The organism is Methylobacterium sp. Leaf91, from assembly GCF_001422815.1.
In the GTDB taxonomy this organism is placed as follows: domain Bacteria; phylum Pseudomonadota; class Alphaproteobacteria; order Rhizobiales; family Beijerinckiaceae; genus Methylobacterium.
This window is the reverse complement of sequence record NZ_LMMP01000012.1, coordinates 158,461-183,082: the sequence shown is the minus strand read 5'-3', so window position 1 is coordinate 183,082 and position 24,622 is coordinate 158,461. Positions and strand designations below refer to the sequence as shown.

Annotated in this window: 25 protein-coding genes; 12 read left to right on the top strand and 13 right to left on the bottom strand. The window is 66.6% G+C overall.

The window, feature by feature from the left end; genetic code table 11:
* Window positions 1-7: 7 nt before the first annotated feature.
* The 4 genes from ASF32_RS11710 to ASF32_RS11695 form a co-directional block, all read right to left on the bottom strand.
* The gene (locus ASF32_RS11710; protein ID WP_056428185.1) at window positions 8-772 is read right to left on the bottom strand and encodes a hypothetical protein; all 765 of its coding nucleotides are present in this window, start codon (window positions 770-772) and stop codon (window positions 8-10) included.
* A 67-nt stretch (window positions 773-839) separates the two neighbouring features.
* Window positions 840-1,667 (bottom strand): pyrroline-5-carboxylate reductase, encoded by an 828-nt coding sequence (proC, locus tag ASF32_RS11705; protein ID WP_056428182.1) that lies wholly within the window; start codon window positions 1,665-1,667, stop codon window positions 840-842.
* Window positions 1,664-2,167: a YbjN domain-containing protein gene (locus tag ASF32_RS11700; RefSeq protein WP_018045511.1), complete on the bottom strand. Its 504-nt coding sequence runs from the start codon at window positions 2,165-2,167 to the stop codon at window positions 1,664-1,666. The genes proC and ASF32_RS11700 overlap by 4 nt, the downstream gene beginning before the upstream one ends.
* 293 nt (window positions 2,168-2,460) lie before the next feature.
* On the bottom strand, window positions 2,461-2,766 hold the full coding sequence (locus tag ASF32_RS11695) for an accessory factor UbiK family protein (RefSeq protein WP_056428180.1): 306 nt from the start codon (window positions 2,764-2,766) through the stop codon (window positions 2,461-2,463).
* A gap of 214 nt (window positions 2,767-2,980) precedes the next feature.
* Here ASF32_RS11695 and bla point away from each other — a divergent pair, with 214 nt between their 5' ends.
* The 5 genes from bla to ASF32_RS11670 all read left to right on the top strand — a co-directional run bounded on the left by bla (window position 2,981) and on the right by ASF32_RS11670 (window position 8,160).
* Window positions 2,981-3,883 (top strand): class A beta-lactamase, encoded by a 903-nt coding sequence (bla, locus tag ASF32_RS11690; RefSeq protein ID WP_056428172.1) that lies wholly within the window; start codon window positions 2,981-2,983, stop codon window positions 3,881-3,883.
* Window positions 3,884-4,092: 209 nt separating this feature from the next.
* On the top strand, window positions 4,093-5,127 hold the full coding sequence (locus ASF32_RS11685; protein WP_056428652.1) for a hypothetical protein: 1,035 nt from the start codon (window positions 4,093-4,095) through the stop codon (window positions 5,125-5,127).
* A 148-nt stretch (window positions 5,128-5,275) separates the two neighbouring features.
* Entirely contained in the window at window positions 5,276-6,004 is a 729-nt protein-coding gene (locus tag ASF32_RS11680) for a response regulator (protein ID WP_056428170.1), read from the top strand.
* Window positions 6,001-7,431 carry an ATP-binding protein gene (locus ASF32_RS11675; RefSeq protein ID WP_056428165.1) on the top strand — a complete coding sequence of 477 codons (1,431 nt, stop codon included), beginning with the start codon at window positions 6,001-6,003 and terminating at the stop codon, window positions 7,429-7,431. The genes ASF32_RS11680 and ASF32_RS11675 overlap by 4 nt, the downstream gene beginning before the upstream one ends.
* 150 nt (window positions 7,432-7,581) lie before the next feature.
* Window positions 7,582-8,160 (top strand): hypothetical protein, encoded by a 579-nt coding sequence (locus tag ASF32_RS11670; protein WP_056428160.1) that lies wholly within the window; start codon window positions 7,582-7,584, stop codon window positions 8,158-8,160.
* Window positions 8,161-8,227: 67 nt separating this feature from the next.
* Here ASF32_RS11670 and ASF32_RS11665 read toward each other — a convergent pair whose 3' ends face one another.
* Entirely contained in the window at window positions 8,228-8,884 is a 657-nt protein-coding gene (locus ASF32_RS11665) for a glutathione S-transferase family protein (protein ID WP_056428649.1), read from the bottom strand.
* Window positions 8,885-9,193: 309 nt separating this feature from the next.
* Here ASF32_RS11665 and phaZ point away from each other — a divergent pair, with 309 nt between their 5' ends.
* A complete protein-coding gene (gene phaZ / locus ASF32_RS11660) occupies window positions 9,194-10,408 on the top strand; it encodes a polyhydroxyalkanoate depolymerase (RefSeq protein ID WP_056428155.1) in 1,215 nt (404 codons plus the stop codon).
* 232 nt (window positions 10,409-10,640) lie between these two features.
* Complete coding sequence (rpsU, locus tag ASF32_RS11655) at window positions 10,641-10,949, top strand: 30S ribosomal protein S21 (RefSeq protein ID WP_056428151.1); 309 nt, start codon at window positions 10,641-10,643, stop codon at window positions 10,947-10,949.
* Window positions 10,950-11,055: 106 nt separating this feature from the next.
* Here rpsU and ASF32_RS11650 read toward each other — a convergent pair whose 3' ends face one another.
* Together ASF32_RS11650 and ASF32_RS25285 are read right to left on the bottom strand one after the other, a co-directional pair.
* Window positions 11,056-11,481: a response regulator gene (locus tag ASF32_RS11650; RefSeq protein ID WP_056428148.1), complete on the bottom strand. Its 426-nt coding sequence runs from the start codon at window positions 11,479-11,481 to the stop codon at window positions 11,056-11,058.
* Window positions 11,478-11,618, bottom strand: coding sequence for a hypothetical protein (locus ASF32_RS25285; RefSeq protein WP_156467770.1), 141 nt, complete (start codon window positions 11,616-11,618; stop codon window positions 11,478-11,480). The genes ASF32_RS11650 and ASF32_RS25285 overlap by 4 nt, the downstream gene beginning before the upstream one ends.
* A 260-nt stretch (window positions 11,619-11,878) precedes the next feature.
* Here ASF32_RS25285 and ASF32_RS11645 point away from each other — a divergent pair, with 260 nt between their 5' ends.
* Window positions 11,879-12,670: a class II glutamine amidotransferase gene (locus tag ASF32_RS11645; RefSeq protein ID WP_018045521.1), complete on the top strand. Its 792-nt coding sequence runs from the start codon at window positions 11,879-11,881 to the stop codon at window positions 12,668-12,670.
* 88 nt (window positions 12,671-12,758) lie between these two features.
* Window positions 12,759-14,195 (top strand): NAD-dependent succinate-semialdehyde dehydrogenase, encoded by a 1,437-nt coding sequence (locus ASF32_RS11640; RefSeq protein ID WP_056428145.1) that lies wholly within the window; start codon window positions 12,759-12,761, stop codon window positions 14,193-14,195.
* Between the two features lie 103 nt (window positions 14,196-14,298).
* Here ASF32_RS11640 and ASF32_RS11635 read toward each other — a convergent pair whose 3' ends face one another.
* Window positions 14,299-14,526: a hypothetical protein gene (locus ASF32_RS11635; protein WP_082470407.1), complete on the bottom strand. Its 228-nt coding sequence runs from the start codon at window positions 14,524-14,526 to the stop codon at window positions 14,299-14,301.
* Window positions 14,527-14,882: 356 nt separating this feature from the next.
* Window positions 14,883-15,182 (bottom strand): hypothetical protein, encoded by a 300-nt coding sequence (locus tag ASF32_RS11630; RefSeq protein ID WP_056428142.1) that lies wholly within the window; start codon window positions 15,180-15,182, stop codon window positions 14,883-14,885.
* 226 nt (window positions 15,183-15,408) lie between these two features.
* On the opposite strand from ASF32_RS11630, the gene ASF32_RS11625 reads away from it, so the two are divergent.
* Window positions 15,409-15,858, top strand: coding sequence for a MarR family winged helix-turn-helix transcriptional regulator (locus ASF32_RS11625; protein ID WP_056428138.1), 450 nt, complete (start codon window positions 15,409-15,411; stop codon window positions 15,856-15,858).
* Between the two features lie 91 nt (window positions 15,859-15,949).
* On the opposite strand, the gene ASF32_RS11620 is transcribed toward ASF32_RS11625, so the two are convergent.
* From ASF32_RS11620 to ASF32_RS11605, 4 genes are all read right to left on the bottom strand, one after another.
* Window positions 15,950-17,458, bottom strand: coding sequence for a carbohydrate porin (locus ASF32_RS11620; protein WP_200919100.1), 1,509 nt, complete (start codon window positions 17,456-17,458; stop codon window positions 15,950-15,952).
* 169 nt (window positions 17,459-17,627) lie between these two features.
* A complete protein-coding gene (locus tag ASF32_RS11615; RefSeq protein WP_056428135.1) occupies window positions 17,628-18,422 on the bottom strand; it encodes an enoyl-CoA hydratase/isomerase family protein in 795 nt (264 codons plus the stop codon).
* A gap of 122 nt (window positions 18,423-18,544) precedes the next feature.
* The gene (ppk2, locus tag ASF32_RS11610) at window positions 18,545-19,471 is read right to left on the bottom strand and encodes a polyphosphate kinase 2 (protein WP_056428132.1); all 927 of its coding nucleotides are present in this window, start codon (window positions 19,469-19,471) and stop codon (window positions 18,545-18,547) included.
* Window positions 19,472-20,169: 698 nt separating this feature from the next.
* Window positions 20,170-21,327 (bottom strand): complex I NDUFA9 subunit family protein, encoded by a 1,158-nt coding sequence (locus tag ASF32_RS11605; RefSeq protein ID WP_056428129.1) that lies wholly within the window; start codon window positions 21,325-21,327, stop codon window positions 20,170-20,172.
* 521 nt (window positions 21,328-21,848) lie between these two features.
* Between ASF32_RS11605 and sfnG the strand changes: the two genes are divergently transcribed.
* Together sfnG and ASF32_RS11595 are read left to right on the top strand one after the other, a co-directional pair.
* Window positions 21,849-22,958, top strand: coding sequence for a dimethylsulfone monooxygenase SfnG (gene sfnG / locus ASF32_RS11600; protein WP_056428126.1), 1,110 nt, complete (start codon window positions 21,849-21,851; stop codon window positions 22,956-22,958).
* A gap of 300 nt (window positions 22,959-23,258) precedes the next feature.
* Complete coding sequence (locus ASF32_RS11595) at window positions 23,259-24,509, top strand: SfnB family sulfur acquisition oxidoreductase (protein ID WP_056428125.1); 1,251 nt, start codon at window positions 23,259-23,261, stop codon at window positions 24,507-24,509.
* Window positions 24,510-24,622 lie beyond the last annotated feature (113 nt).

Here is a 24,622-nt window from a genome sequence, read left to right as displayed (position 1 = left end):
CGTTCCGTCAGATCGTCTGCTGGCCGACCTCGTCCTCGGGACGCGTACCCCGGCGTCGGCGGGCGCCGCGCTCCAGGAGCGACCGACCGATGGCACGGAACGGCGCGGTGAGGCGGCGGGCATCGTCGGCCCGTTCCATGAAACGCTCGCCGTTGCGGATCTCCTTGTCGAGGCGGGCCATGGTGCGGGCGAGGGCCGGGTCGTCATCGTCGAGCCACACCTCGACGGTGCGGGCGAAGGCGATGACCACGCCCTGCAGCTTCAGCCGGCCCAGAGGCCCTTCGGTGTTGATGCCGGCCGCAGCCAGCATGAAGCGGTGCGAGTTCAGCGCCACGCCGTTTAGCGCGACGAGGGAGAGCGGATCGCCGCGTAGGGCGTAGGAGATCCGGCGCAGGGCGTCCTTGTAGGGGGTCATCGCATCGAGGCGGCGCATCAGCACGTCGAACAGACGCTCGCGGGTGGGCTCCTCGGCGAGGTCGGAGGAATCGCCTTCCAGCACCTTGCGGTCGATGATCCGCGAAAGGCCACCGAGTACCGCGCCCTTGGAGGGGAACAGGTCGCGGAATTCGGCGAGGGACAGGCCGGCCTCGCGGGCGATGTCGCCGATTTCGATGTCGTTCCAGGGCTGGACGGCGGCGAGCCGCATCAGCGCCTCGACGGCAGCCTCACGCGGGGAGTGCTGCGGGGCGGCGACGGCGATGTCCGTCCCAGCGGTCTCGTTGCCGCCGGTCTCATTACCACCCTCGGGCTTCGCACCTGTGGTGTTTGCCATGGTCGTTCGATCCTCGTGTCTGTTCCCTATCATGTAGGTTGTGCAGGCGGATCGGTTAGGGGGCGGCTCAGCCAGAGAGCTCGCCTGCCCGCAGCTTCGCGGCGGCGACCGCTTCGCGCATCAGGTCCGGCACACCGCCCTCGCGCATCAGCACGGAGAGGGCCGCCGCGGTGGTGCCGCCCGGTGACGTCACGTCGCGCCGCAACTGTCCCGCATCGTGAGGGCTGGTGGACAGGAGCGCCCCGGCCCCTGACACCGTGGCGCGGGCAAGCCGTGCCGACATGTCGGCCGGCAGCCCAGCCGCCACACCCGCCTCGGCCATCGCCTCTGCCAGGAGGAAGACATAGGCCGGGCCGGAACCGGATAAAGCCGTCAGAGTGTCGATCAACGCTTCGTTGTCGAGCCATTCCACGCCCCCGACAGCCTTGAGCAAGGCATCGGCCTGGTCACGCTGATCCGGGGAGACGTTGGCATTCGCCACCGCGCCGGTGACCCCGCGGCCGATGCTCGCCGGAAGGTTCGGCATCGCCCGGACAATGGCGCGCGCGGAGGGCAGGCGGCCCTGCAGGTCGCCGATGGTCTTGCCCGCCAGGATAGAGACGACGAGCGTATGGGGTGTGATCATCCCATCGAGGAGGCCGGCCGCACCCTCCAGCCCCTGCGGCTTGATCGCGAGGATCAGCGCATCGTTGGTCGGCAGGTCACTCGGGTTCAGGGCGATGCCATGGCTCTCGCAGAGCCGCACCATCTCGGGCGAGGCATGCGGATCGACGACGCATGTCCTGGCGGCATCGAGTCCGCCCGCGAGCCAGCCCGCCAGCATCGCGCCACCCATCTTGCCCGCCCCAACCAGGGTGAGGGAGGCGGGCAGGGCGGAGGAAGATGGAATGCTCACGCCTCGCCTTCGGTCTCGAACAAGACCGCATCCAGGGATTCACGGGCGGACTTGCCCGCCCAGAGCACGAACTGGAACGCCTGATAGTAGCGCTCGCAGGCATCCACGGCGGATTTCAACATCATCGCGCACTGGCTCTGGGTCGGCGCGGCACCGTCGGTGAGCAGCAGAGAATGCCGGAACATCACCACGCTGTCGGTGGACCACAGGTCGAAATGACCGACCCAGAGCTGCTCGTTGACGAGGGAGATGAGGGTGAGGATCTCGGTGCGGCGGTGAGCCGGCACCTTCAGGTCGAAGGCGCTGGCCACATGGAGGGCCTCCACATCCTCGATCCAGGTGAAGGCGACGTGATAGTCGGACCAGCGGCCGGCCACGGCCACCGACATCTCGTCGGTCTCGGCCCGGTCGAAGATCCAATCGCGAAGGGAAGCGAGCCGCTCGACGATGTCGAGGGGGTGCTCGTTCCGGTCGAGGCCTTCGATGTGAAGTTGGGTCATAGCGGTCCAGCTAGGCGTCCCGAAAGGGGCGCCGATAATGGTGAACGACAATCAATCCCCTTCCGGATTTCCCATCCCCAAGCTGAATCCGCGCACAGGCAAGACACAGCGTGATCGAGAGGAAGCTTAAGGGTCGAAGGTCGGGTCCGGGGGCGAAGCGAATCAGTGCTTCACTCACTATAGACCGTGGCGGACTCGCGTTTCAAAGCGCTCCCGATGACCGGTGAACAGGAAAGCGGATTTCCACCGTTCCTTCCTGTGCACAAGCTTAGACCGGACTCGGGGTCCGCGAATCAGACCGATGTCGCTGGCGGAGGCGGCGGCTCCTGCGTGCCGAGCCGGCCCTCCAGCACGGCGACGCGGGCTGCGAGAGCATCGTTCTGGGTGCGGAGAGCCGAAACCAGATCGCGCAGCACGTCCACCTCTTCGCGGGTGGCGATGTCCATGTCACGGATCAGCCGCTCGACCTGCGCCTTGAACACGGTCTCCGCCTCACGCTTCACGCCCTGCGCCGCACCGGCGGCATCGGTCATGAGTCGGGCGAAATCGTCGAACAAGCGGTTGGAGCCGCGGCCCGCGCCGTCCTTAGAGCCTTGCATCGTCGTCTCCCGAGATCGAGGCCCGCGTCGGACATCGCGCCGGCACCTGAGGTAAGCAGATAAGAATCGAAGGCGTGCGAGGCAATCCGAAGGCAAGGCGCACGGCCGAGGAATTCGCGGTCCGGCCCGCCAAAACCACGTTCGATCCGCCACGATGGGACCGCAAACCGGTCGCCATGGTCACCGCCGATTCGACGGACCGGCAAGGATGCGCATGGTCACCCGACGCGATTGGACCTTCGGCACAGCCGCCTGGGCAGCGGGACATCTTCTCGCCGGGGGGAGACCGGCGCTTGCCGCGGCTTCGTTTCCGGAGAATCTTGCCGACAGGTTCGCGCAGATCGAGGCGACGAGCGGCGGACGGCTCGGGATCGGTCTTCTCGATACCGGCAGTGGCACCCAGGCGGCGCATCGCGGGGCGGAGCGCTTCCCGATGTGCAGTACGTTCAAGGTTCTCGCGGCCGGTGCTGTGCTGGCGCGGATCGACCAGGGCGAGGACAGTCTCGACCGGCGGCTGCGTTACGCGGCGAGCGAGGTCGTGCCCTACTCGCCCATGAGCGGACCGAGGGCGGATGGCGAGGGCATGACCCTCGCCGAACTCTGCGAGGCCGCCGTTACGCTCAGCGACAACACTGCCGCCAACCTGCTCCTCGGGACGATGGGTGGCCCGGCCGGACTCACCGCCCAGATCCGCGCGTTCAGCGACGCGACGACCCGCCTCGACCGTATCGAGCCGGATCTGAACGAGGCCGTGCCCGGCGACCCGCGTGACACCACTACGCCGCTGGCCATGGCCCAGACGCTCCGGCGCCTCGTCCTCGCGGATGCGCTCTCGCCCTCATCGAGAGCCCTTCTCACCGCCTGGCTCGTGGGTTGCCGCACCGGCGATGCGCGGCTGCGCGCCGGCCTGCCGAAGGAGTGGCGCATCGGCGACAAGACCGGATCCGGCGAGAACGACACGGCCAACGACATTGCCGTGATCTGGCCGCCGCGCCGGGCTCCCCTCGTCCTGACGGTCTACCTGACCGGGGCGAAGACGTCGCCGGAGGCGCGCAGCGCCACCATCGCCTCGGTGGCCAGGGCCGTCGCCGCCGCCGCGGAACGAGATGGCGGTTGACGCGCACCGATCTGTGTAAGTGTCCCTTAAGTGGTTGTCTGCCAAGGCTTAACCGACAAGCGGTGGCACCGAGACGAGGGCTCCGCCGCCGCTTTACCAGCGTGTCGGAGGGGTGAATGATGATCGAGGGCCTCAAGCACCGCATCCGCGCCGCGGGACGCGGGTCCCGATCGCCCAATGAGGCAACGCTTGCCGCACTTGCTTTTGGGATGGCCGCCTTGAGCACATCCGCCAACCCGGCCTCCGCCGACGAGCGACCGCATTACGACGGCTTCCGTCAGGGCACGTATCTCTCCTACCTCAACGCGGGGGAGGATGGCGCCGAGATCACGCGCTCGCCGCGCCTCGGCCTGTCCTTCGGGGATGAGGTGCGCCCGGTCCTGATGGATACCGGCTCCACCGGCATCGTCGTCTCGGCGAGCCGGATCCCCGGCTTCGAGACGATGCCGTCGCGGCCCGGACGGCTCACCTACAGCAGTTCCGGGCGGATCATGATCGGACGCTGGGTGACGCTGCCCGTCACGCTCGTCGGCGGCAACGGGGCCAGCGTGACCACCTCACCGCTCCCCGTCCTGGCGGTCACCGAGATCGCGTGCACGAACAACGCCCGCGCCTGCACGCCGGAGACGATGCCGGGCCACGTGGCTATGTTGGGCATCGGCTTCGGACGGGAGGGCGACTCGCAGAGCCAGAGCACGCCCGACACCAACCCGCTCCTCAACCTCGCCCCTGACGGCAGGAGCCCCGCACGGCGCGGCTACGTGGTGACGCGGGACGGCATCCATGCGGGTCTCACCGGAGCCAATACGCGCGGCGGCATCCGCTTCGTGAAGCTCGATCCCCACCCCGACATTCCCGGCGAATGGCAGGGCGTCCCGGTCTGCATCACGGTGAACGGCCAGGCACCCGGCGCCTGCGGCCGGGCGCTCGTCGATACGGGCGTGTCGGCGATGTACCTGACCTTGCCGACAGGGGCCGTGGACGGTGCCGTCACTTCCGATGACGAAGGCCGAAGCCAGTTCCTGCCCGGCACCCGCCTCGGCTTCACCTTTCCCGGACGAGGCTCCGAACCGGCGGCGGCCTACGACATCGTCATCGGCGACGAGTCCCGACTCTCGCCGGGCAAAGTGACCCTCAACACCCGTCGCCCGGAGCCCTTCGTCAATACCGGCCTGCGCTTCCTCAATGGCTTCGACGTGCTTTACGACGCCGATGGCGGCTATTTCGGGTTTCACAGGCGGTAGAGCATAGTCGACGCAAGCGTCTTTGCGATGACATTTGCCGAATGTGTCCCGGATACCGGACCGAAACAGACGTTTACAATTCTGATCTCGGTATCCCCTTCGAATCCCTCCGCCGAGGCGTCATAAACGGCCACCGGATGGACGAGACATGACGCAGACGAATTCCGCCACGCCCCATATCCTCGTGGTCGAGGACGACCGCGAGATCAGCGCCCTGGTGGCGCGCTACCTCCGCGCCAACGAATGCCGGGTGAGCCTCGCAGGGGACGGGCGCGAGATGGACAAGGCGCTGGCGGATGCGCGCGTCGACCTCATCGTGCTCGACCTGATGCTGCCGGGCGAGGACGGGTTGAGCCTGTGCCGGCGCCTGCGCGCGGGGTCCTCGATCCCGATCCTGATGCTCACCGCCAAGGCCGAGGAGATCGACCGGATCGTCGGGCTCGAGATCGGGGCTGACGATTACCTCGCCAAACCGTTCAACCCGCGCGAGCTTCTCGCCCGCATTCGCGCGATCCTGCGGCGGGGCGCGAGCGCCGAGGCTGCCGGCGACGATGGCGCCCGCCGGCTGCGCTTCCTCGACTGGACCCTCGACGTGTCCCTGCGTCAGCTCCTCAGCCCGGACGACGCCCGCATCACCATCACGGGGGCGGAATTCGACCTGCTGCACGTGCTCTGCCTGAGACCCGGCCGGGTGCTCTCGCGCGACCAGCTCCTCGACCTGACCCAGGGACGGGCCGCTGGCCCATACGAGCGGAGCATCGACGTTCTCATCAGCCGCATCCGCCAGAAGATCGAGGCCGACCCTCGCAACCCGGAGATCATCCGCACCATCCGCTCCGGCGGCTACCTGTTCACCCCTGTGGTGACGCGATCATGAGCGCGACCACGAAGGGCCGGTGGGGGCGCCTCCTCGGCTTTCCGCCCCGCAGTATCGCCGGCCAGATCGCGATGCTCAGCGTGGCCGCCATCGTCGTCAGCCATGCGGTCGCGACCCTGGCCTTCCTGATGCTGCGCGAACCCTGGAACCCGGACAACCATCCGGGCGTAGCCGCGACACGGCTGGCCACCATCGTTCGCCTGCTCGATGCCGCTCCGCCGGGGGATCGGCCGCGCCTGCTGCAGGATGCGGCACGCAGCCTGCCCGGCCTGCAGATCGAAGCGGCCCCGCCGGAAACTCCCGCCCCCGGCACTCGGGACGGGCAGGCCGACCATCCCATAGTCCAGCGCATGCGCGACGGGTTCGGACGGCCCCTCACGATCACCGATCTCTCGTCTCCGGGGAAAGTGCCGGAGACGGCCAGTGGCATCCGGATCGGCATCACGACGCCGTCCGGTGCGAGCCTGCGCGCGACCCTGCCGGATGACGTCCGGTCTCCGTTCGGCCCCGGCCCGATCATCTTCACCTTCGTCCTCCTCGGCATCACCCTGTCGCTCATGTCGATCTGGGCGACGCGGGCCTTGACCGCTCCGCTGGCGAAACTCGCCGAGGCCGCCGATGCCTTCGGCACGGGCATGAACCTCGTGGCGCTGCCCCGGAACGGGCCGAAGGAGGTGATGGCCGTGTCCCGCGCCCTCGACACGATGCGCGGCCGCGTCCGCCGCCTCATCGACGATCGAACCCAGATGCTGGCGGCGATCAGCCACGATCTGCGCACCCCGATCACCCGTTTGCGGCTGCGGGCCGAATTCATCGAGGACGATCACGCACGCACCATGACCCTGCGCGATCTCGACCAGATGAACGGGCTGGTGGACGCCGCCCTGTCCTTCGTCCGGGACGGTCAGGCCGGGGGCACCCAGACTCTCGTCGACCTCGCTTCCCTGGTCCAGACCGTGTGCGACGGCTTCGCCGATGTCGGCGCGGACGTGCGTGTGGAACAGACGCGGCACGTCCTCGTGCGCGGCCGGGCGGACGAGCTCCAGCGGGCCATCGTCAACCTCGTCGATAATGCGGTGAAGTATGGCGGCGCGGCGCGGCTGACGATGCACCCGTCGGATCAGGGCGTGGCTCTCGAAGTGTCCGATGACGGTCCCGGCATTCCGGAGGCCGAGCGCGACGCCATGGTGCAGCCCTTCGTACGCGGAGACCGGGCCCGGAATCTCAACGAGGCCAGCGGCTTCGGCCTCGGTCTGTCGATCGTTCTCGCCATCGTGGAGGGGCATGGCGGCCGGCTGACCCTGTCGAACAAGCCCCCCCGCGGCCTCGTGGCCCGTATCGACCTGCCCCTCGCCGTCGCTCAGGGAGGGCAGCTGCGCGCGTCTCCATCAACGAACCCTGGGACCGTCGCCCCGGTCATTTCCTGATTTTGGCATTCGACTGTTTCGGAACGTGGGTTCGAAACATCGCGAAACTCTTGTGCCGGGCGCGGGAAAGGTCCGCTTAACCCTGGGTGTCGCTCTCTCGACACCCGTCGCGAGCTCCCCGCGACGGCATTCGACCGAGGCGACCGCGCCATGACATCTGTCAGTTCCACTCAGACCTCCGCCACGTTCCAGGCCCAGCGTCCGCCGCCGTCCAGAGGCAATCCGGTCGCGCAGGCCATCGCCAGCGAGGTCTCCACCGGCGGCATCAGCGCCACCGACGGCACCGCTCTCACCGACGCCCTCGATTCCATCGATTCGAGCCTCAAGAGCGAGAGCTCCAACGCGACCGGCAGAACGAGCACACGCCTCGACCCGTCGCAGATCGAGGACACGATCGGCAGCCTCATCGAGGATCAGGTCTCCAGCGGCGACCTCACCACCGATCAGGCCGAGACCCTGAAGACGCTGTTCGAAGCCAACGCGTCGGGCAGGGGAGGCGTTGGGGACGCAGGTGGCGCGGGCGCTCGACCAGCCGGCCCGCCGCCATCCGAGGTTGAGGCACAAGGCGCGTCATCCTCGACAGACATGTCGGCCGGCGTCAGCGAGCTTCTCGACAGCTTCATGACGACGCTCCAGGAATCGCAGACGAGTGCGTCCGGTTACGCCGCCTCCGGTGCCAAGGCGTCCGGCGCGAGCGCCAGCGCCCTGTTGTTCGACTTCAACACGTAAGGGCGGTCCCTCCCGGTGCCCGGCATCCACGCCCAGGCACCGGGGGGCTACACGCCGGGGGTCTCCCTTAGAACTCCATGTCGAGTTCTTCGATCTCGTTGGGCTCGGCGGCGGCCGCCTCGCTCCATTCCACCATCAGGGGCCAGGCCAGGATGGTGTCGCGATAGGCCGCGACGTTGCGGGGCAGCGAGACGTCGTAGGTCTGGAACCGCGTGCAGACCGGCGCGAACATGGCATCGGCGAGGCTCGGGCGCGTGCCGAACAGGAACGGACCGCCGTAGCGCGCCAGGCAATCCTCGACGATGGTGATGACGCGCTCGATATCGCCCCTGGCTCCGTTGAAGATCTTGAAATTGGTGTGGCGGGCCTTGAGGTTCATCGGCAGGGCCGAGCGCAGGTTGATGAACCCACCATGCATCTCGCCCGAGATCGAACGGCAGCGCGCCCGCGCCACCGGATCCTTCGGCAGGAAGCCCGCATCGGGGTAGGTCTCGTTGAGATACTGGGAGAGGGCCAGGGTATCCCAGACCTCGATCTCGCCATGGACGAGGCGGGGCACGAGGAAGGAGGGCGACAGGTGTAGAAGCTCGGCCCGTGAGGATTCGTCGTCACCGGACAGGACCTCGACCTCGAAATCGAGCCCGGCCATGCGGCAGACCAGCCATCCCCGGAGCGACCAGGATGAGTAGTTCCGGCTCGAAATCGTGAGCGTGGCGACTGGCATGTCCATCCCCTGTCTTCTCATCCCCGACCGTCCATAAGGTTTTCGGCCCGAGCTGTGCAGGGGGCATCCAAGTCTCGTGCCGCATCGAACCGGCCCTCTCCGAAGGAGAAAAACCTTTCCTGTCTCGTCGATGGGACAGTGATGCATTCTCACAACATTTATTACAGATCGTACCTGCAGCCGATTGCGTTGCGCGCAACCGTGGCTCAGCCTAGCGGGCTGTGACCACCGTCGGAGGCGATCCCGGCGGTTGAGCACAACGAAGCGAATGACCCGCTATCCGATCGTTCGCGCAGGAGTTCGAGCGTCATGCTCTACGATGCCTTCGAAGTGCAGTCCGACCTTGCCCAGCGCACGCGCTCCTGGGGGAAGCTCGTCCACGACGCCGTATCGCCCTGGGTCGGGTCGCGAAACGCGGCGCCGATGAACTGGTGGTCGGCCGGCGCCCGGATGATGATGCGCGCGGGCCTGACCTTCGCCCGCCCCGCCTTCGGCATCGACAGCGTCCGGGTCGGCAACCGCGAGGTGTCGGTGAGCGAGGAGGCGACGTTCTCGACCCCGTTCGGGACGCTTCTGCGCTTCAGGAAGGACATCGATTCCGAGCAGCCCAAGGTGCTCGTCGTCGCGCCGCTCTCGGGCCATTTCGCCACGTTGCTGCGCGGCACGGTGCGGACCCTGCTGGCCGACCACGACGTCTACATCACCGATTGGCACAATGCCCGCGACGTGCCGCTCGCCGACGGTCCGTTCGGGTTCGACGATTACGTGGATCACCTGGTGCAGTTCCTCGGCGTGATGGGCGAGGGCTCGCATGTGGTGGCGGTCTGTCAGCCGGCGGTCCAGGCGCTCGCCGCCGCCGCCGTCATGGCCCAGTCGAAAGACATCGCGCATCCGCGCAGCATGACGCTCATGGCCGGGCCGGTGGATTGCCGCATCAGCCCGACCTCGGTGAACAAGCTCGCCACCTCGAAGCCGATCGCGTGGTTCGAAAAGAACCTCATCGCCACCGTACCCCAGCGTCATGCGGGGGCCGGCCGTCGGGTCTATCCCGGATTCATGCAGGTCTCGGCCTTCGTCTCGATGAACGCCAAGCGCCACCAGCAGAGCCATGCCGACCTGTTCTGGCATTTCGCCAACGGCGAGGCCGACAAGGCCAACCAGATCGAGACGTTCTACGACGAGTATTTTGCCGTCCTCGACCTCGCGGCCGAGTTCTACATCGAAACCGTCCAGACGGTGTTCCAGGATTACACCCTCGCCAAGAACGAACTGACCTATCGCGGAAATCCCATCGACATGCGGTCCATCCGCAAGACCGCGCTGATGACCGTAGAGGGCGAGCGCGACGATATCTGCGCCGTCGGGCAGACCATGGCGGCGCACGACCTGTGCGGCAGCCTCCCCCCGCACATGAAGAGCCACCACCTGCAGGCGGGCGTCGGCCATTACGGCGTCTTCACCGGCCGCAAGTGGGAGGGCCAGACTTACCCGCTCGTGCGCAACTTCATCCAGTCGCACGCATGAGGATGCGGGTCCGGCTCAGGATTTAACCGAGAGCGGTTGGAACTCGTGTCCGCTTGGTGTATGAGCCTGCCCCAAGTGAGTTTTCAGCGTCGATTCGAGACCGTCACACACAGGTCCCTCCCTGGAGCGATCCAGGGTATGGGGCTATTGGCGGTTTGCCCTCGTCGGACAGGCGGGGGCGTTCGGAGAGGGCGCCGTCCGACAAACATACGTCTCTAAAGGATCAAGTCCGTTGCAGGTACTCGTTCGCGATAACAACGTCGACCAGGCACTCCGCGTTCTCAAGAAGAAGATGCAGCGCGAGGGCATCTTCCGCGAGATGAAGCAGCGCAAGGCCTACGAGAAGCCCTCCGTGCGCAAGGCTCGCGAGAAGGCCGAGGCCGTGCGCCGCGCCCGCAAGCAGGCCCGCAAGACCGCGATCCGTGAGGGCCTGATCGCCGCTCCGAAGCCGAAGCCCCGTTTCGGCGCCGGTGCGCCGCGTCGTCCGGGCGGTTCGCCTTTCGCTCCGAGCGCCGCTCCCTCGGCCAACGTCGCCTCGTAAGACCGACCGGCGGCCGATCCCGTATCGGCCCCGAACGCGGTTACTGGCGCTACCGTCCCATCTCTCAGAATGCCCGGGCGCCGATGCGGCCGGGCATTCTGTCGTTTCAGGCGATCCCCACGGCGGCGGAGGCGTGCTCGGCTTCCATCAGGACATCGAGGGCGCGCCAGGGCTTCTGCATGTAAATGGCCTGTTCGGGCAGGCGACCGGTGCTGCGCTCGTCGTAGCCCGAGGTCAGGACCATCCGAACATCGGGCCAGCGCCGCTCCACGGTCCGCGCCAGGGCGATGCCGTCCATGGCCCCGCCGAGGCGCACATCGGCGAACAGCAGGGCGACGTTCATGCCCTTGCGCTCGAGAACGCCGATGGCCGCCTCGGCGCTGTCACAGGCAATCACGTCGAGATCGGTTTCCTCGAGAATGGCGGCGGCGAGGTCGCGAACCGCCGCGTCGTCCTCAACCACGAGGGCAACGGGGCCGTCGATCTGGGCTGGCGATACGGTGTCGGCGGTCGAGTGGATGGTATGATTCATGAGGTCTCCTTCTTGGAATGGGGGCGGGCGCGATCGCGGCCCCACAGGGCGTCATGCGCCCGGTCGATGATTCGATTGTTCGAAGGCTGCGCCGCCTCGCCGGGATCGGCAAGAGTGCCAGCCGCCGCCACGGCCATGCGCCTCTCGCTCCATAAAAAGCGGAACCGCCTCAAAGCGGGCTTGGTGGCAGCCTAAGATCCGAGAATGCGCGAAATCGAGCGTCTCTGCACATCGTCTACGCAGACGCACAAGGTTCAGGCATACCGCAACGCATTAACGATCTGTTCACCGCAAAAGATCGAATGTTACAGTTCAACGACCGTCAAGCTGGATCATGGAACGGTTTCTGTTTCCCGATCCGGGGAGGGGTGCCGAAACAGGGGGTTGTTGCTCAGTCATGTGCCGCTTTCTCGCCTATAGCGGTGATCCGGTCTTCCTGACCGATCTCGTCTGCGCGCCGACGCACTCGCTGGTGCATCAGTCGCTGCACGCCACCGAGGCGAAGACGGAGACCAACGGCGACGGTTTCGGCATCGGCTGGTACGGCGAACGGACCGATCCGGGCCAGTATCGCGACGTCTGCCCGGCCTGGTCGGACGAGAACCTCGTCAACCTCTGCCAGCAAGTCCGCGCGCGGATGTTCTTCGCCCATGTCCGCGCCTCCACCGGCACGGCCACCACGCGGGCGAACTGCCATCCCTTCGCCCATGGCCGGCACCTGTTCATGCATAACGGCCAGATCGGCGGTTATCATCGCATCAAGCGGCGGATCGAGGCCCTGATCCCGGACGCGCTCTACGAAGCGCGGCGCGGCACCACCGATTCCGAGGCGATCTTCCTCCTGGCGCTGGCCAACGGCCTCGCCGAAGACCCGATCGGCGCCATGGCCGAAACCCTCTCCACGGTCCGCGACCTGATGCAGGCGGCCGGAATCACCGAGGCCCTGCGCTTCACCTCCGTCGTCACCGACGGCGAGACCCTGACGGCCTATCGCTGGGCCTGCGACGGCCGCCCGCCGAGCCTCTATTACCGCCAGACCGAAACCGGCCTCGTAGTGGTCTCCGAGCCCATCGACGATTGCAAGGAGGGCTGGATCGTGATCCCGCGCGGCGGCACGCTGCAGGCGACGCGCGGTGGCACGGTGACGGTGAAGGGCGCCGACGAGGCGCGGGTCCGCATCGCCGCCTGAGACCGCTCCCGAGGGTTGCGGCACGGAGGGTTGCGGCGTCGGCGCGAAGGGCGGACAACCCATGCTCCTTCGAGAGCGTGAGCCGCCGATGACCGACACGGACGTGACCCTTCACATCGCCGGGGCCTGGACGCCCGGTTCCGACGCGCGGACGATCCCCGTCCTCAACCCCGCCACCGGCGACGCCATCGGCACCGTGGCGGTGGCGACGCGCAACGATCTCGACCGTGCCCTGGAAGCCGCCCGTCGCGGATTCGCCGAATGGCGCAGGGTCGCGGCCTTCGATCGCGCCAAGGTGATGCGGCGGGCCGCCGATCTGCTCCGTTCGCGCGTCGACGACATCGCCCGGACGATGACGCTGGAACAGGGCAAGCCGCTGGCCGAAGCGCGGGTGGAGACGCTTGCCGCCGCCGACGTCATCGACTGGTTCGCCGAGGAAGGGAAACGCGCCTACGGCCGCATCATCCCCGCCCGCGTGTCGGGCGTGACCCAGATGGTTCTGCGCGAGCCGGTGGGTCCCGTGGCCGCCTTCACGCCCTGGAACTTCCCGATCAACCAGGCCGTCCGCAAGCTGTCGGCGGCGCTCTGCGCCGGCTGCTCGGTGATCCTGAAGGGGCCGGAAGATACGCCGGCGAGTTGCGCCGAACTCGTCCGCGCCTTCCTTGATGCCGGGGTGCCGGGTGACGTGCTGTCCCTGGTCTTCGGCGATCCGGCCGAGATCTCGTCCTACCTGATCCCGCATCCGGTCATCGCCAAGATCTCGTTCACCGGCTCCACTCCGGTGGGCAAGGAGCTCGCGGCTTTGGCCGGGCGCCACATGAAGCGCATCACCATGGAACTCGGGGGCCACGCCCCCGCCCTGGTCTTCGCCGACGCGGATGTGGAGAAGGCCGTCTCGGTGCTCGGCGCCAACAAATTCCGCAATGCCGGGCAGGTCTGCGTCGCGCCGACCCGCTTCCTCATCCACGATTCCGTCTACGACCGCTTCGTCGAGGGGTTCATGGCGCATGCACAGGGCATCAGGGTCGGCGACGGGCTCGATCCCGAGACCCAGATGGGGCCGTTGATCCATGCCCGCCGGCGCGAGGCGATGGAATCCCTGGTGGCCGATGCCGTAGCGCAGGGCGCGGAGCTCCGCACCGGCGGCAAGCGCATCGGCAACCGCGGCCATTTCTTCGAACCGACCGTGCTCGCCGAGACCCCGCTCACCGCGCGGATCATGAACGAGGAGCCGTTCGGCCCCGTGGCCCTGGTCCAGCGCTTCTCCGACGACGAGGCCGCCTTCGCCGAGGCCAACCGGCTGCCCTATGGTCTCGCCGCCTACGCCTATACGCGCTCGGCCACCCGCGCGACGGAGATCGCCGCTCGGGTCGAGAGCGGCATGCTCGGCATCAACCATCACGGCCTCGCCTTCCCCGAAACTCCCTTCGGCGGCATCAAGGATTCCGGCTACGGCAGCGAGGGCGGCTCGGAAGCGATCGAGGCCTATCTGACGACGAAGTTCGTCAGCCAGGCGAGCGCCTGAGCGCCCGCATTCGGTGGGCTCGACAAGCAAAACGCTCCATGGGGCAGACCCCATGGAGCGCTGATGCACGCCTTTGCTCCGGCCCCGCTCACGGGGGGCGGCCTTAGCGGGTCGCGGGGTCGACGATCTCGGCGACGATGCGCCGGGTCGCGGGAGCACGCGAGGTCAGGGACGGCGTGGTGGTCAGCTCGGAGGCCGGACGCACGGCGGCCGTGACGCGGGCCTGCTCCCGATAGAGCGTGGGGGTGACGGTGATGCGCTCGTCAGCGGTCGCGGTACCGACCAGGGTGGCGGAGGCGAGAGCGGCGAGGACAAGGCTACGAACGGTCATAATATTGATCCCTCTGATGTTTCGGGGCCGATGCCCCGTTTCGTGAGACCGATATATTTTGCGGCGCAACATTCATCAAACAGATAGCATCGATATCCGATATCGACCGTATCAATGCGATGCTTCCAATTGGACCGTGCGGCCGTTTACGTCTTCAGCCGTTTCGATCCGCAAACGTCGCTGGAAAGCATGAGACAGGATGGGATGTCTCACCCTGTCTCGTCATCGGCTGGGCTTGTCACTTCACCAAGGGTTTCAGACCTATGTCCCGAAGCCGAGGCGCCTCTGATCGGCAGCCGATGGACGCCGACCGCCAGCGATGAGGTGGAGCTTCGACGTCGTTCTCGGCCCTGCCGTCAGTAGCGGGGGGCATCGACGCGTGCACCCCAGATATTGAGCGTGCGGATCGATGGCTTAGACGGAGCGTCCACGGCCTCTGCGCTCGCCTTGGCGGATGCGTAGGACCGCTTCGGCACGATGGAAGCGGTGTTCGGCGAGTTGGTGGCGGGTGCGGTCAAGGTCGCTTGGGTACCGGGGACGGTGAAGCGATGCCCCCAGGCGTCGAACGACCTCGCCGGCTCGGCCTTGGCAGGAACGATGGCAGCGGCGACGAGTGTGAGGATGGCGCCGGTGATGAAGGTGGAGCGAGTGGTCATGATACGACGTCCTGTTCGGTGAGCGTTCGTCGGGGGAGGTTTCCGATGACCCGACGCTTCGGCCCGTTGCAATAACGTTGATATAAACGTAGCGCTGTGGCCTGCGGTGCGCGTCCGCACATAGGTTGATATCAATTATATTCCGAGGAGGTCTCGTTTGGCAGGGGCTGTACAAAACCCGCAGGACCATTATCTCGTTGGTATCAACACTCCAGGGAAATCTCGCATGGCCGGACATCCGGTCCTCACTCCAAAGATCGCGGCCGGGGTCGAACAAGCCTGCTTCAGCTTCGCGGCTCAGAAGGCGGCACGCGCCATTGGCCGGCGCTATGACGCGGCGCTCCGCCCGACCGGTCTCTCGAACTGGCAGTTTACGCTGCTGATGATGCTCGTCCGAGACGAGGCTCCGACCATCGGCGTGCTGGCACAGGCCCTAGCGATGGATCGCACGACCATCACCGCGAACGTGAAGCCCCTGGAACGACGCGGGCTGCTAAGAATCGAGGCCGATGCGGACGACAGGCGCGTGAGACGCATCCTGCTTACCGACGAAGGTCGCACAGTCCTGGCACAGGCGTACCCGCTCTGGGAGAAGGCGCAAGCCGCTTGCGCCGAACATCTCGGCGCGATCGATCAGACCATTTACCGTGCCGCCGTGGCCGCGCTGACGATGTGACCCGGCCCGGCAGGGCACTCGGGGCCTATCGCGCCCGGAGACCTTGCCACTTTGCTCGAAACATTCGCGAGGTGCGAGAAACCGGTGCTCTTCAGTAACGCACCGTCGCCCGCACGCCGAACACCGCGGCATTCTTGATCCGGGCGCCATCGGGATCGCGCGGATTGGGCACGCCGCCGCCCGGGCGAAAGATGTACTGGATGTCCGGCTGAACCGTGACGCCGGGTCCGAGGACGGCCTGATAGGTCGCCTCGATCACGGCCTCGCTGCTCCGACGGGGTCCACTCGCGCCGCCGAAGCGGATCACATCGGTGTCGAACCCGCGGGCACTGTCCGAGATGCGGGCCAGGGCGAAGGCGACGCCGATCGTGTCGTCTGACCGTCCCTTGAAGAGGCCCTTATAGGCAATGCCCATATCGGCGTAGAAATCCACGATGTTGCGGTCGGAGGGCGAACCGGACAGGCGCAGGAACACACTGGCACCGTCATTCGGGTCATCGGGCTCGCGGTAGATGGTCTGGTCGATGATGCCGTAGAGGCCGCTATCGCCGCGAAAGCGCCGGGCGATGCCGGTGGTGGACGGATCGGCCAGTGAGCGCCCGGCCTCGTCGAAACGCTGGCTGTCGAACCGGCCAAAATGATGCCAGCCCCCCAGCGTCACCGTGCCGGGATCGCCCTCATCACCCTGCGCGATGTTGTACGCATAGGCGGCCTCCGCGATGACGAGGGCGGGATCGCTGGTGCGGAAATTCGTGCCGGTGCGGTTGCGGCGCTGAGGATCGAGATCGCTGGGGTAAGGCCCTGCTGGATCGCCGTCGAAGACGCCGACCTGCAGCGAGAAATTTTGGTTCGGGACGTATTTCGCCCGGATCGCCGGCACCGCCAGCGGGTAGATCGGACCGCCGCTCGGCAGCACCTCCGCCATGATGTTGGGCCAGCCGAAGGTGGAATTGATGAACAGCGTGCCGGTCTGAGTCACGGCGAATTCGGTATCGGCCGCGATCTGACCGACCTTCAATCCGAACTGTCCGTCGAACAGCTTCTGTTCCAGCCAGATTTCGTAGAGCCGCGAAGAGGGCAGTGCCTCGATGGCGCTCACGGTGATGAAATTGTTGACGTAGTAGCGCGACAGGCCGGTGCCGTGGATGAGGTAGAGATTGGTGTGGAAGGTCGCCCCTTGCCAACCTGCCAGCTTCTCGAGGTCGGCATCGAACTGGATATCCAGGCGCCCTTCGACGATCGCACCGCGCCGTACACCGCCCGTCGCGTTGCCGAAGCTCTCGCCGATATAGGTGAGGCTGTACTCGATGCCTTTGGTCTTCAGAAAGGAACGCAGGCCATAGGGGTCGCCATACGGGCCGAGCTGGTCCTGTATCGAGGTGTTGAGGTTGGCCGAAGGCTTGGCCGAGGTCACCGACTGCGCCACCGACGTCTGCGGATCGCCGCCGGCGCCGCGCGGTGAGCCGATATCGAGCCCCTCCAGCGCCAGACGCGCCTGCCGTGCCGCAATCTCGGCAGCGGTCTGGGCGTGGGCGCCAGACACGGCAAGGCCGGACATCAGGGCTGCGACGGTCGCAAGAGGAAACGAGCGGAGCATCATTCCTCGGAAAAGCGTGTCCCAGGGCGACCGACCCCCGCTCGCGCTCTATCATGCAGAGCGTGACAGAGCTGTAACCGATACGAGGGAGCGATGTGGCCGCAGGGATTCCCTATCCCGGTGTGTCGCGCTTCCCACATCCGCTTCAGAGCAGTGCTCTGTGAGGAGCGCCTTACTTGCCGGTCCAGTTCGGCGGGCGCTTGGCCAGGAACGCCTCCATGCCCTCGCGGAAATCGGCGCTCGTGTAGCACATGAGGATGAGATCGTCGTCGGGCCGTTCCGATGCCTCCTCCTCGGCGGCGAGGCGGCGCAGACCTTCCTTCGTGGCGCGTAGGGTCAGCGGTGCATGGCCGGCAAGCTGCGTCGCGAGTTCCGTCGCCCTGGCGGCGAGAGCGGCGGCATCTTCCACGACTTCGCCGACGAGACCGGCCGAAAGCGCCTCCTCCGCGCCGAACAACCGAGCGGTGAAGATCATGTCCTTCACCCGTGCGGGACCGATGAGGCCGGACAGGCGGTGAAGGTTCGACATGGACAGGCAATTGCCGAGCGTCCGCGCAATGGGAAAGCCGAACCGGGCATCTCGTGTGGCGATGCGTAGGTCGCAGGAAGCCGCGATGGCGGCACCGCCGCCGGTACAAGCGCCGGCGACAGCGGCGATGACCGGCACGCGCAGACGCTCGAGCGTGCCGAGGACCTTGTCCATGAAGCGCTCGTATCCAAGGGCGTCCTCCGGGCTGGAGAAGTCCCGGAACTGGGCGATATCGGTGCCGGCGGCGAAGGCCTTCTCACCGGCGCCGGTAATGACGAGAACCTTGATCCGTTCGTCCGCCTCGATCCGTCCGCACAGGTCGATGAGGCCCTGATACATCGCGAAGGTCAGGGCGTTTCGTGCCTGTGGCCGGTTGAGGACGATGCGGGCGATGCCGGCATCGTCGGTTTCGAACAGGATCTCGTCGGTGGCGCTCATGCGGGGTTCCCATGCCGGACCGGCCGTTCATCGGCCTCTTCGACACAGGTCTTGCCCATCCGTGCCGCTTTGGGCAACCGCAGGGAGACCGGACAGGCGGCCTTCGATGCCCTCGGCTCCGATCAGAACAGCGCCGGGACGAACATATCCTGCGGAACTGGCTGGCGGGCGTAATCCTCGTGGCGCATGCGCTCGGGCAGATGCACCGGCGGGTGCTCCACGTCACCATAGGGGATCTGCGTGAGGAGATGGCTGATGCAGTTGAGGCGGGCCTTCTTCTTGTCTACGGCCTCGACCACCCACCACGGCGCCTCGGGAATGTGCGTGCGGGCGAGCATCACTTCCTTCGCCTTGGTATAATCCTCCCAACGGCGACGGGATTCGACGTCCATCGGTGAGAGCTTCCACTGTTTCAGGGGATCGTGGATGCGCATGTTGAAGCGCAGTTCCTGCTCCTGATCGGTGATCGAGAACCAGTATTTCAGCACGATGATGCCGGACCGCACCAGCATGCGCTCGAATTCCGGCGCGGACTGGAAGAACTCTTCGTACTGGTCCGGGGTGCAGAACCCCATCACGCGCTCGACGCCGGCGCGATTGTACCAAGAGCGGTCGAACAGCACGATCTCGCCGCCCGCCGGCAGATGCGCGACGTAGCGCTGGAAATACCATTGCGTGCGCTCGCGCTCGCTGGGAGCCGGAAGCGCGGCAACGCGACAGACGCGCGGATTGAGACGCTGGGTGATGCGCTTGATGGCCCCGCCCTTACCAGCCGAATCTCGCCCTTCGAAGATCACGACCACGCGGAGCTTCTGGGCCTGGACCCAATCCTGCAGACGAACCAGCTCGTGTTGGAGCCGAAACAGCTCACGGAAATAGACTCGCCGGTCCATGCTGGGCGGACGCGGGCTTGCATCGATTTCGCTAACCAGTCGCTCAAGGCGCTCGTCTTCTAGTTCCATCTCCAATTCTTCATCGAAGTCGTCGGCCATCTCTCGACGAATAGCCTCGATATCGAAAGGACGAGTCCCGGCGCGCGTGCCGTCCATAACATTGCCTTCCTGATGAATGGGAATGATCCAGGCCCTTGGATCACAACTGCATGACAGTAAGGAGACCTCCTCGGCGACGGCAACGAGCTCCCTAGAGCCTGTATTGGCCTGCCTTCTCATGCGGGATTGTCGAGGGCATTTTTGGCCGGGAGGACGGCGACGCAAGCGAGCCGTCTGGTTGCGACATCCAGGGCGTTCGGCACGTTGTCGGTGCGGGCCGCCCCAATGGCGAAGCCCACCGAAGATTCATTCAACGTCTCGGCGCTGTTCCAGCACGACATCCTTCGACAAGCTCAAGATGAGGGCAGCTCTGATCCGGCGGCTTCTCGATGGCGGGGTGGCGCGTGCCCTGGATCAGGCACCAATCCTGGCGGCGCTCGACCGTGAGGCACCGTCGAATTTGGCTGAGTGCAGGCTGGACCATCTCTTTTTGCCGTCATCAGGGGCAGCCAGCGCAACGCGATCCTGCACGTTCGCTGAAGCCAGGACATGCCCTTCGGCATCGATCAACGCCACGCGTTTGTGCCCGGCCAGCTTCTGGGTGCCGTCGTAGCCGCGCAGCCCTGCACGCCAATGCAGGTGACGCTTTTCTCCGGGCTAAGACGAAACTTCGCGGCTACACACAACCTGTCTGTTTCAAACATTCGCCCGGTTTCGGATTTCATCCGTTCTCCGCCGCCACTCCAGACGGCGTACTATCCCCGCGTGCCCCAGCGCACGCCCATCCGGCTCGGGGCGGCCGCATCGGGGCCGATCGGGGGACCGCTCGGCCGGGCGACCGGCGGGGAGGACGGCTCTGCGGCCTCCTCCTCTGAAGCGGTGAAGGCCTCCTTCGAGAACTGGCCCGCCTTGCGGAAGGTCCAGAGGTAGCCGGGCACGATGGCGGCCATCGCGGTGGGCAGGATGCCGAGCCCGTCCAGCGTGCGGCCTTCCGCCTTGGCGGCTTCCGAGACCACGTTGTCGGTCTGGAGCAGCGTGACCTGGTCGCGGGTGAGCTTGAGGCTGTCCGGCAGCAGGCCGAGGCTCAGCGTGTCCACGGTCTCGATCACGCGGGCCTGCAGCATGGCGATGGGCTTGGGCAGGTCGACGACGAGGCGGCGGCGGCGGGTGGTCTTCAGCATATAGCGGACGAGGCCGTCGAGGGTCTCGACCTCCGGGCCGCCGAGTTCGTAGACGCGGCCGGCCTCGGCCTGCCCGTCCACCGCGCGGGCCACGGCCTCGGCCACATCGCCGACGAAGACCGGCTGGAAGCGCGTCTCGGCTCCGGCGAGGGGGAGGACCGGGAGCACGCGGGCGAGCGACGCGAAACGGTTGAAGAAGCTGTCTCCGGGGCCGAAGACCAGGGAGGGACGCAGGACCACAGCCCGGGGCTGGGCCGCCAGCACCTTCGCCTCGCCCAGCGCCTTCGAGCGCGCGTAGAGAGAGTCGGAATGCGGGTCCGCCCCGATGGCCGAGACGTGGACCAGGGGCGCGCCGATTGCGGCGGCGGCACGGGCGATCTCGCCCGCCCCTTCAGCCTGAAGCGTGAGGAATCCCTGCCTGCCGGTCTCCTGGAGGATGCCGACGAGGTTCACCACCGCGTCGGCTCCCTCCACCGCCCTGGCGATGGAATCCGGGTAGCGCAGGTTCGCCTGCACGGCGACGATCTGCCCGACCTTGCCGAGAGGCTGCAGGAACAGGGCGAGGTCCGGCCGCCGGACCGCGACCCGGATACGGTAGCCGCGCTTGGCCAGCGCCCGCACCACATGGCGTCCGAGGAAGCCCGAACCGCCGAAGACGGTGACCAGCTGCGATGACGGACGCGGCAATGACGGTCCGGCGAAAGGAGAGGTCGAAGCGTCGAAGCCGGTCATCGCCTGGTTCCCACCTGTCATCCGAGATGCCCTGCCACGCCCTGTCCGGGCCGGGGCCGAGTCTCTGTCCGTCACCACTGAACGCGGGATTACCATCGCTCGCGCATCGATAGCTAGGGCCGTTGACCGCAGCGCGGGAGGCCCAGGCGGCGATGAAACATTCGGCGAGGGAAAACCCCCGATACCCCGTCGTTCACGGAGGGGCCGGCGGTCGGCACCCTGTGGCGAAGGTCGGCTCCGCGACGCGTCCGATGCACCCCGGGTGATCGTCTCACCGAGGGGGGGCGACGGGGAGGAAATAGAATGTTCTCGCTGAACGGCTGCGTATCGAAAGATTGTCCTTGTCTGCGGCAAGAAAATGTATTTCCATTCCTTTGACTATAGGGCCGGTTTGTAAGAGATTTCATCTATCAAAGATGAAGCACAAGCAGTGAATGATAATGTGCTTGCTGCAATAATGTATTCAACTGAGGCTTTCGCTCCAGATGAATGCCTGGTTTCTCACATTCGCGGATAGAACTATGACCCGCCCGAGCCATCGCCCTCCGGAGCCGATCCGTTTTGCCTATTGGGTGCCGAACGTGTCCGGTGGCCTTGTCATCAGCAAGATCGAACAACGCACGAGCTGGGAAGCGGATTACAATCGCCGCCTCGCACAGATCGCCGAGGAGGCGGGGTTCGACTACGCCCTGACGCAGATTCGCTTCACCGCCGGTTACGGCGCCGAGTACCAGCATGAATCGGTGGCGTTCAGCCACGCCTTGCTGGCTGTGACCACGAAGCTCAAGGTCATCGCCGCGCTCCTGCCCGGCCCCTGGAACCCGACCATCGCCGCCAAGCAGATCGCGACGATCAGCCAACTCACCAACGGGCGCATCGCCATCAACGTCGTGTCGGGCTGGTTCTCCGGTGAGTTCCGCGCCATCGGCGAGCCCTGGCTCGACCATGACGAGCGTTATCGCCGCTCGGAGGAGTTCATCCGCTCCTTGCGCGGAATCTGGACGCAGGACGACTTCACCTTCCGCGGCGATTTCTACCGCTACACCAACTACACCCTGAAGCCGAAGCCGGCCGACCCGCAGCCCGAGATCTTCCAGGGTGGCTCGTCCCGCGCGGCGCGCGACATGGCGGCCCGCGTCTCCGATTGGTACTTCACCAACGGCAACACGCCGGAGGGGATCCGCGCACAGGTGGACGACATCCAGGCCAAGGCCTCGGCCAACGGCCATTCGGTGAAGGTCGGCGTCAACGCCTTCGTCATCGCCCGCGACACCGAGGAAGAGGCTCGCGCCGTCCTCCAGGAGATCATCGACAACGCCGATCCCGATGCGGTGAAGGCCTTCGGCCACGAGGTGAAGAACGCCGGCAAGGCCTCTCCGGAAGGGGAGGGCAACTGGGCGAAATCGAGCTTCGAGGACCTCGTCCAGTATAATGACGGCTTCAAGACCAACTTGATCGGCACGCCCGACCAGATTGCCGAGCGTATCGTGGCCCTGAAGGATGCCGGCGTCGACCTCGCGCTCCTCGCCTTCCTGCACTTCCAGGAGGAGGTCGCCTATTTCGGCGCGCACATCATCCCGAAGGTGAGGGCGCTCGAAGCTGCGCGCGAGCGCCGGGCCGAGGCCGCCTGAGCGGCCTTTCCAGCGCCAGCTGACGACAGCCGCGCATCCCCTCTCCCCGCCTGCGGGGAGAGGGCCGCGACGACCTCATCGTCGGCGCGGCGAGGCGGCAGCCGCCGGTGAGGGGACTCGTCCGGAGGAGCCTCTTTCGGAATCGCCCCCTCACCCTCGCTTCGGCCTCGCCTCCGCTTGCCTCGCCCCCGACGAGGGGGGCTCGACCCTCTCCCCGCAGGCGGGGAGAGGGGGGCGGCTGAGATCTTCAAACGCCCGTTCAAACCAGCCCATCGTCTGCCCGGTACCCTGGAGCCATCCATGAACATCGCCGTCAGCGCCCAGTCGCTCGAAACCGCCCGGGGCGCGCCGCCGGTTCCCCGTCCGGCATCCCCCGCCCACGTCATCCGCGACGATGCCGAGGCGATCCGCGTCGCCCATTCCCTCGCCAGGGAGTTCCGCGAGGGCGCGTCCGAACGCGACCAGACCAACCGGCGGCCCTATGCCGAGCTCGACGCGTTCTCGCAGAGCGGGCTGTGGTCGATCAACGTGCCCAAGGCCTTCGGCGGGCCGGAGGTGTCCTACAAGACACTGGCGCAAGTCGTCGCCATCATCTCGGCCGCCGACCCCTCGATCGGCCAGATCTCGCAGAACCACCTCGGCATCGTAGCGGCGATCCGTACGGTGTCCGACCCGGAGCAACAGGCGCTGCTGTTCGGCGAGGTCCTGAAGGGCACCCGCTTCGGCAATGCCTTCTCGGAGATCGGCACGCCGCGCGCCACCGACTTCAAGACCCATTTCGTCGACGACGGCGACCACGTCATCGTGCGCGGCAAGAAGTTCTATTCGACGGGGGCATTGCTCGCCCATCTCGTCCCCATCGTCGCCCTCGATGGCGAGGGGCGCGCCTGGTACGCCATCGCCGACAGGGGCGCCCCCGGCCTCACCGTCATCGACGACTGGTCGGCCTTCGGCCAGCGGACCACGGCGAGCGGCACCGTCCTAATCGACGACGTCCGGGTGCCCAAGAGCCATCTCGTCCCGGCCTGGAAGGGCTACGAGCAGCCGCGCTCCGACGGGGCGATCTTCCAGATCATCCAGGCGGCGGTGGATGCCGGTATCGCCCGCGAGGCCATCGACGACACCATCGCCTTCGTCCGCACCAAGACCCGCCCCTGGGTCGATAGCGGCCAGGACCGCGCCTCCGACGATCCCTATACGATCCAGGCGATCGGCGAGCTGACGATCCGGCTCCATGCGGCCGAAGCCATCCTCGACAGAGCCGGCCTCGCCCTCGACGAAGCAGTGGCCAACCCGAGCGCGGAGACGGTGGCTGCGGCCCAGCTCGCCGTCGCCGAATCGAAGGTGCTCACCACCGAGATCGCCGTGCAGGCGAGCAGCAAGCTGTTCGAGCTCGCCGGCACCCGCTCGACCCTGGCCGAGAGCAACCTCGACCGGCACTGGCGCAACGCCCGCACCCACACCCTCCACGACCCGGTGCGCTGGAAATACGCGATCATCGGCAACCACGCCCTCAACGGCGTGAACCCGCCGTTCCACGCCTGGAGCTGACGGAAGGAGTCGGACGAAGGGTGCTCGTGCCTGAACCCAGCACTTCGTCGTGAAATGGTGACCCGTCCGCTTTCCAACGACGAACGAAGGAAGCGGACGTTCTCCCCGAAATG

What these genes read in the sequence shown, in the direction of transcription:
- ASF32_RS11640 (WP_056428145.1), top strand. Translation starts at nt 12,759, where the DNA reads ATGACCGACACGGACGTGACCCTTCACATCGCCGGGGCCTGGACGCCC.
- ASF32_RS11665 (WP_056428649.1), bottom strand. Translation starts at nt 8,884, where the DNA reads ATGCCAGTCGCCACGCTCACGATTTCGAGCCGGAACTACTCATCCTGG.
- ASF32_RS11605 (WP_056428129.1), bottom strand. Translation starts at nt 21,327, where the DNA reads ATGACCGGCTTCGACGCTTCGACCTCTCCTTTCGCCGGACCGTCATTG.
- ASF32_RS25285 (WP_156467770.1), bottom strand. Translation starts at nt 11,618, where the DNA reads ATGGCCGTGGCGGCGGCTGGCACTCTTGCCGATCCCGGCGAGGCGGCG.
- ASF32_RS11710 (WP_056428185.1), bottom strand. Translation starts at nt 772, where the DNA reads ATGGCAAACACCACAGGTGCGAAGCCCGAGGGTGGTAATGAGACCGGC.
- ASF32_RS11685 (WP_056428652.1), top strand. Translation starts at nt 4,093, where the DNA reads ATGGCCGCCTTGAGCACATCCGCCAACCCGGCCTCCGCCGACGAGCGA.
- ASF32_RS11635 (WP_082470407.1), bottom strand. Translation starts at nt 14,526, where the DNA reads ATGACCGTTCGTAGCCTTGTCCTCGCCGCTCTCGCCTCCGCCACCCTG.
- ASF32_RS11675 (WP_056428165.1), top strand. Translation starts at nt 6,001, where the DNA reads ATGAGCGCGACCACGAAGGGCCGGTGGGGGCGCCTCCTCGGCTTTCCG.
- ASF32_RS11645 (WP_018045521.1), top strand. Translation starts at nt 11,879, where the DNA reads ATGTGCCGCTTTCTCGCCTATAGCGGTGATCCGGTCTTCCTGACCGAT.
- ASF32_RS11630 (WP_056428142.1), bottom strand. Translation starts at nt 15,182, where the DNA reads ATGACCACTCGCTCCACCTTCATCACCGGCGCCATCCTCACACTCGTC.
- ASF32_RS11620 (WP_200919100.1), bottom strand. Translation starts at nt 17,458, where the DNA reads ATGATGCTCCGCTCGTTTCCTCTTGCGACCGTCGCAGCCCTGATGTCC.
- bla (WP_056428172.1), top strand. Translation starts at nt 2,981, where the DNA reads ATGGTCACCCGACGCGATTGGACCTTCGGCACAGCCGCCTGGGCAGCG.
- phaZ (WP_056428155.1), top strand. Translation starts at nt 9,194, where the DNA reads ATGCTCTACGATGCCTTCGAAGTGCAGTCCGACCTTGCCCAGCGCACG.
- sfnG (WP_056428126.1), top strand. Translation starts at nt 21,849, where the DNA reads ATGACCCGCCCGAGCCATCGCCCTCCGGAGCCGATCCGTTTTGCCTAT.
- ASF32_RS11700 (WP_018045511.1), bottom strand. Translation starts at nt 2,167, where the DNA reads ATGACCCAACTTCACATCGAAGGCCTCGACCGGAACGAGCACCCCCTC.
- ASF32_RS11615 (WP_056428135.1), bottom strand. Translation starts at nt 18,422, where the DNA reads ATGAGCGCCACCGACGAGATCCTGTTCGAAACCGACGATGCCGGCATC.
- ASF32_RS11695 (WP_056428180.1), bottom strand. Translation starts at nt 2,766, where the DNA reads ATGCAAGGCTCTAAGGACGGCGCGGGCCGCGGCTCCAACCGCTTGTTC.
- ASF32_RS11670 (WP_056428160.1), top strand. Translation starts at nt 7,582, where the DNA reads ATGACATCTGTCAGTTCCACTCAGACCTCCGCCACGTTCCAGGCCCAG.
- ppk2 (WP_056428132.1), bottom strand. Translation starts at nt 19,471, where the DNA reads ATGGACGGCACGCGCGCCGGGACTCGTCCTTTCGATATCGAGGCTATT.
- ASF32_RS11680 (WP_056428170.1), top strand. Translation starts at nt 5,276, where the DNA reads ATGACGCAGACGAATTCCGCCACGCCCCATATCCTCGTGGTCGAGGAC.
- ASF32_RS11595 (WP_056428125.1), top strand. Translation starts at nt 23,259, where the DNA reads ATGAACATCGCCGTCAGCGCCCAGTCGCTCGAAACCGCCCGGGGCGCG.
- ASF32_RS11625 (WP_056428138.1), top strand. Translation starts at nt 15,409, where the DNA reads ATGGCCGGACATCCGGTCCTCACTCCAAAGATCGCGGCCGGGGTCGAA.
- ASF32_RS11650 (WP_056428148.1), bottom strand. Translation starts at nt 11,481, where the DNA reads ATGAATCATACCATCCACTCGACCGCCGACACCGTATCGCCAGCCCAG.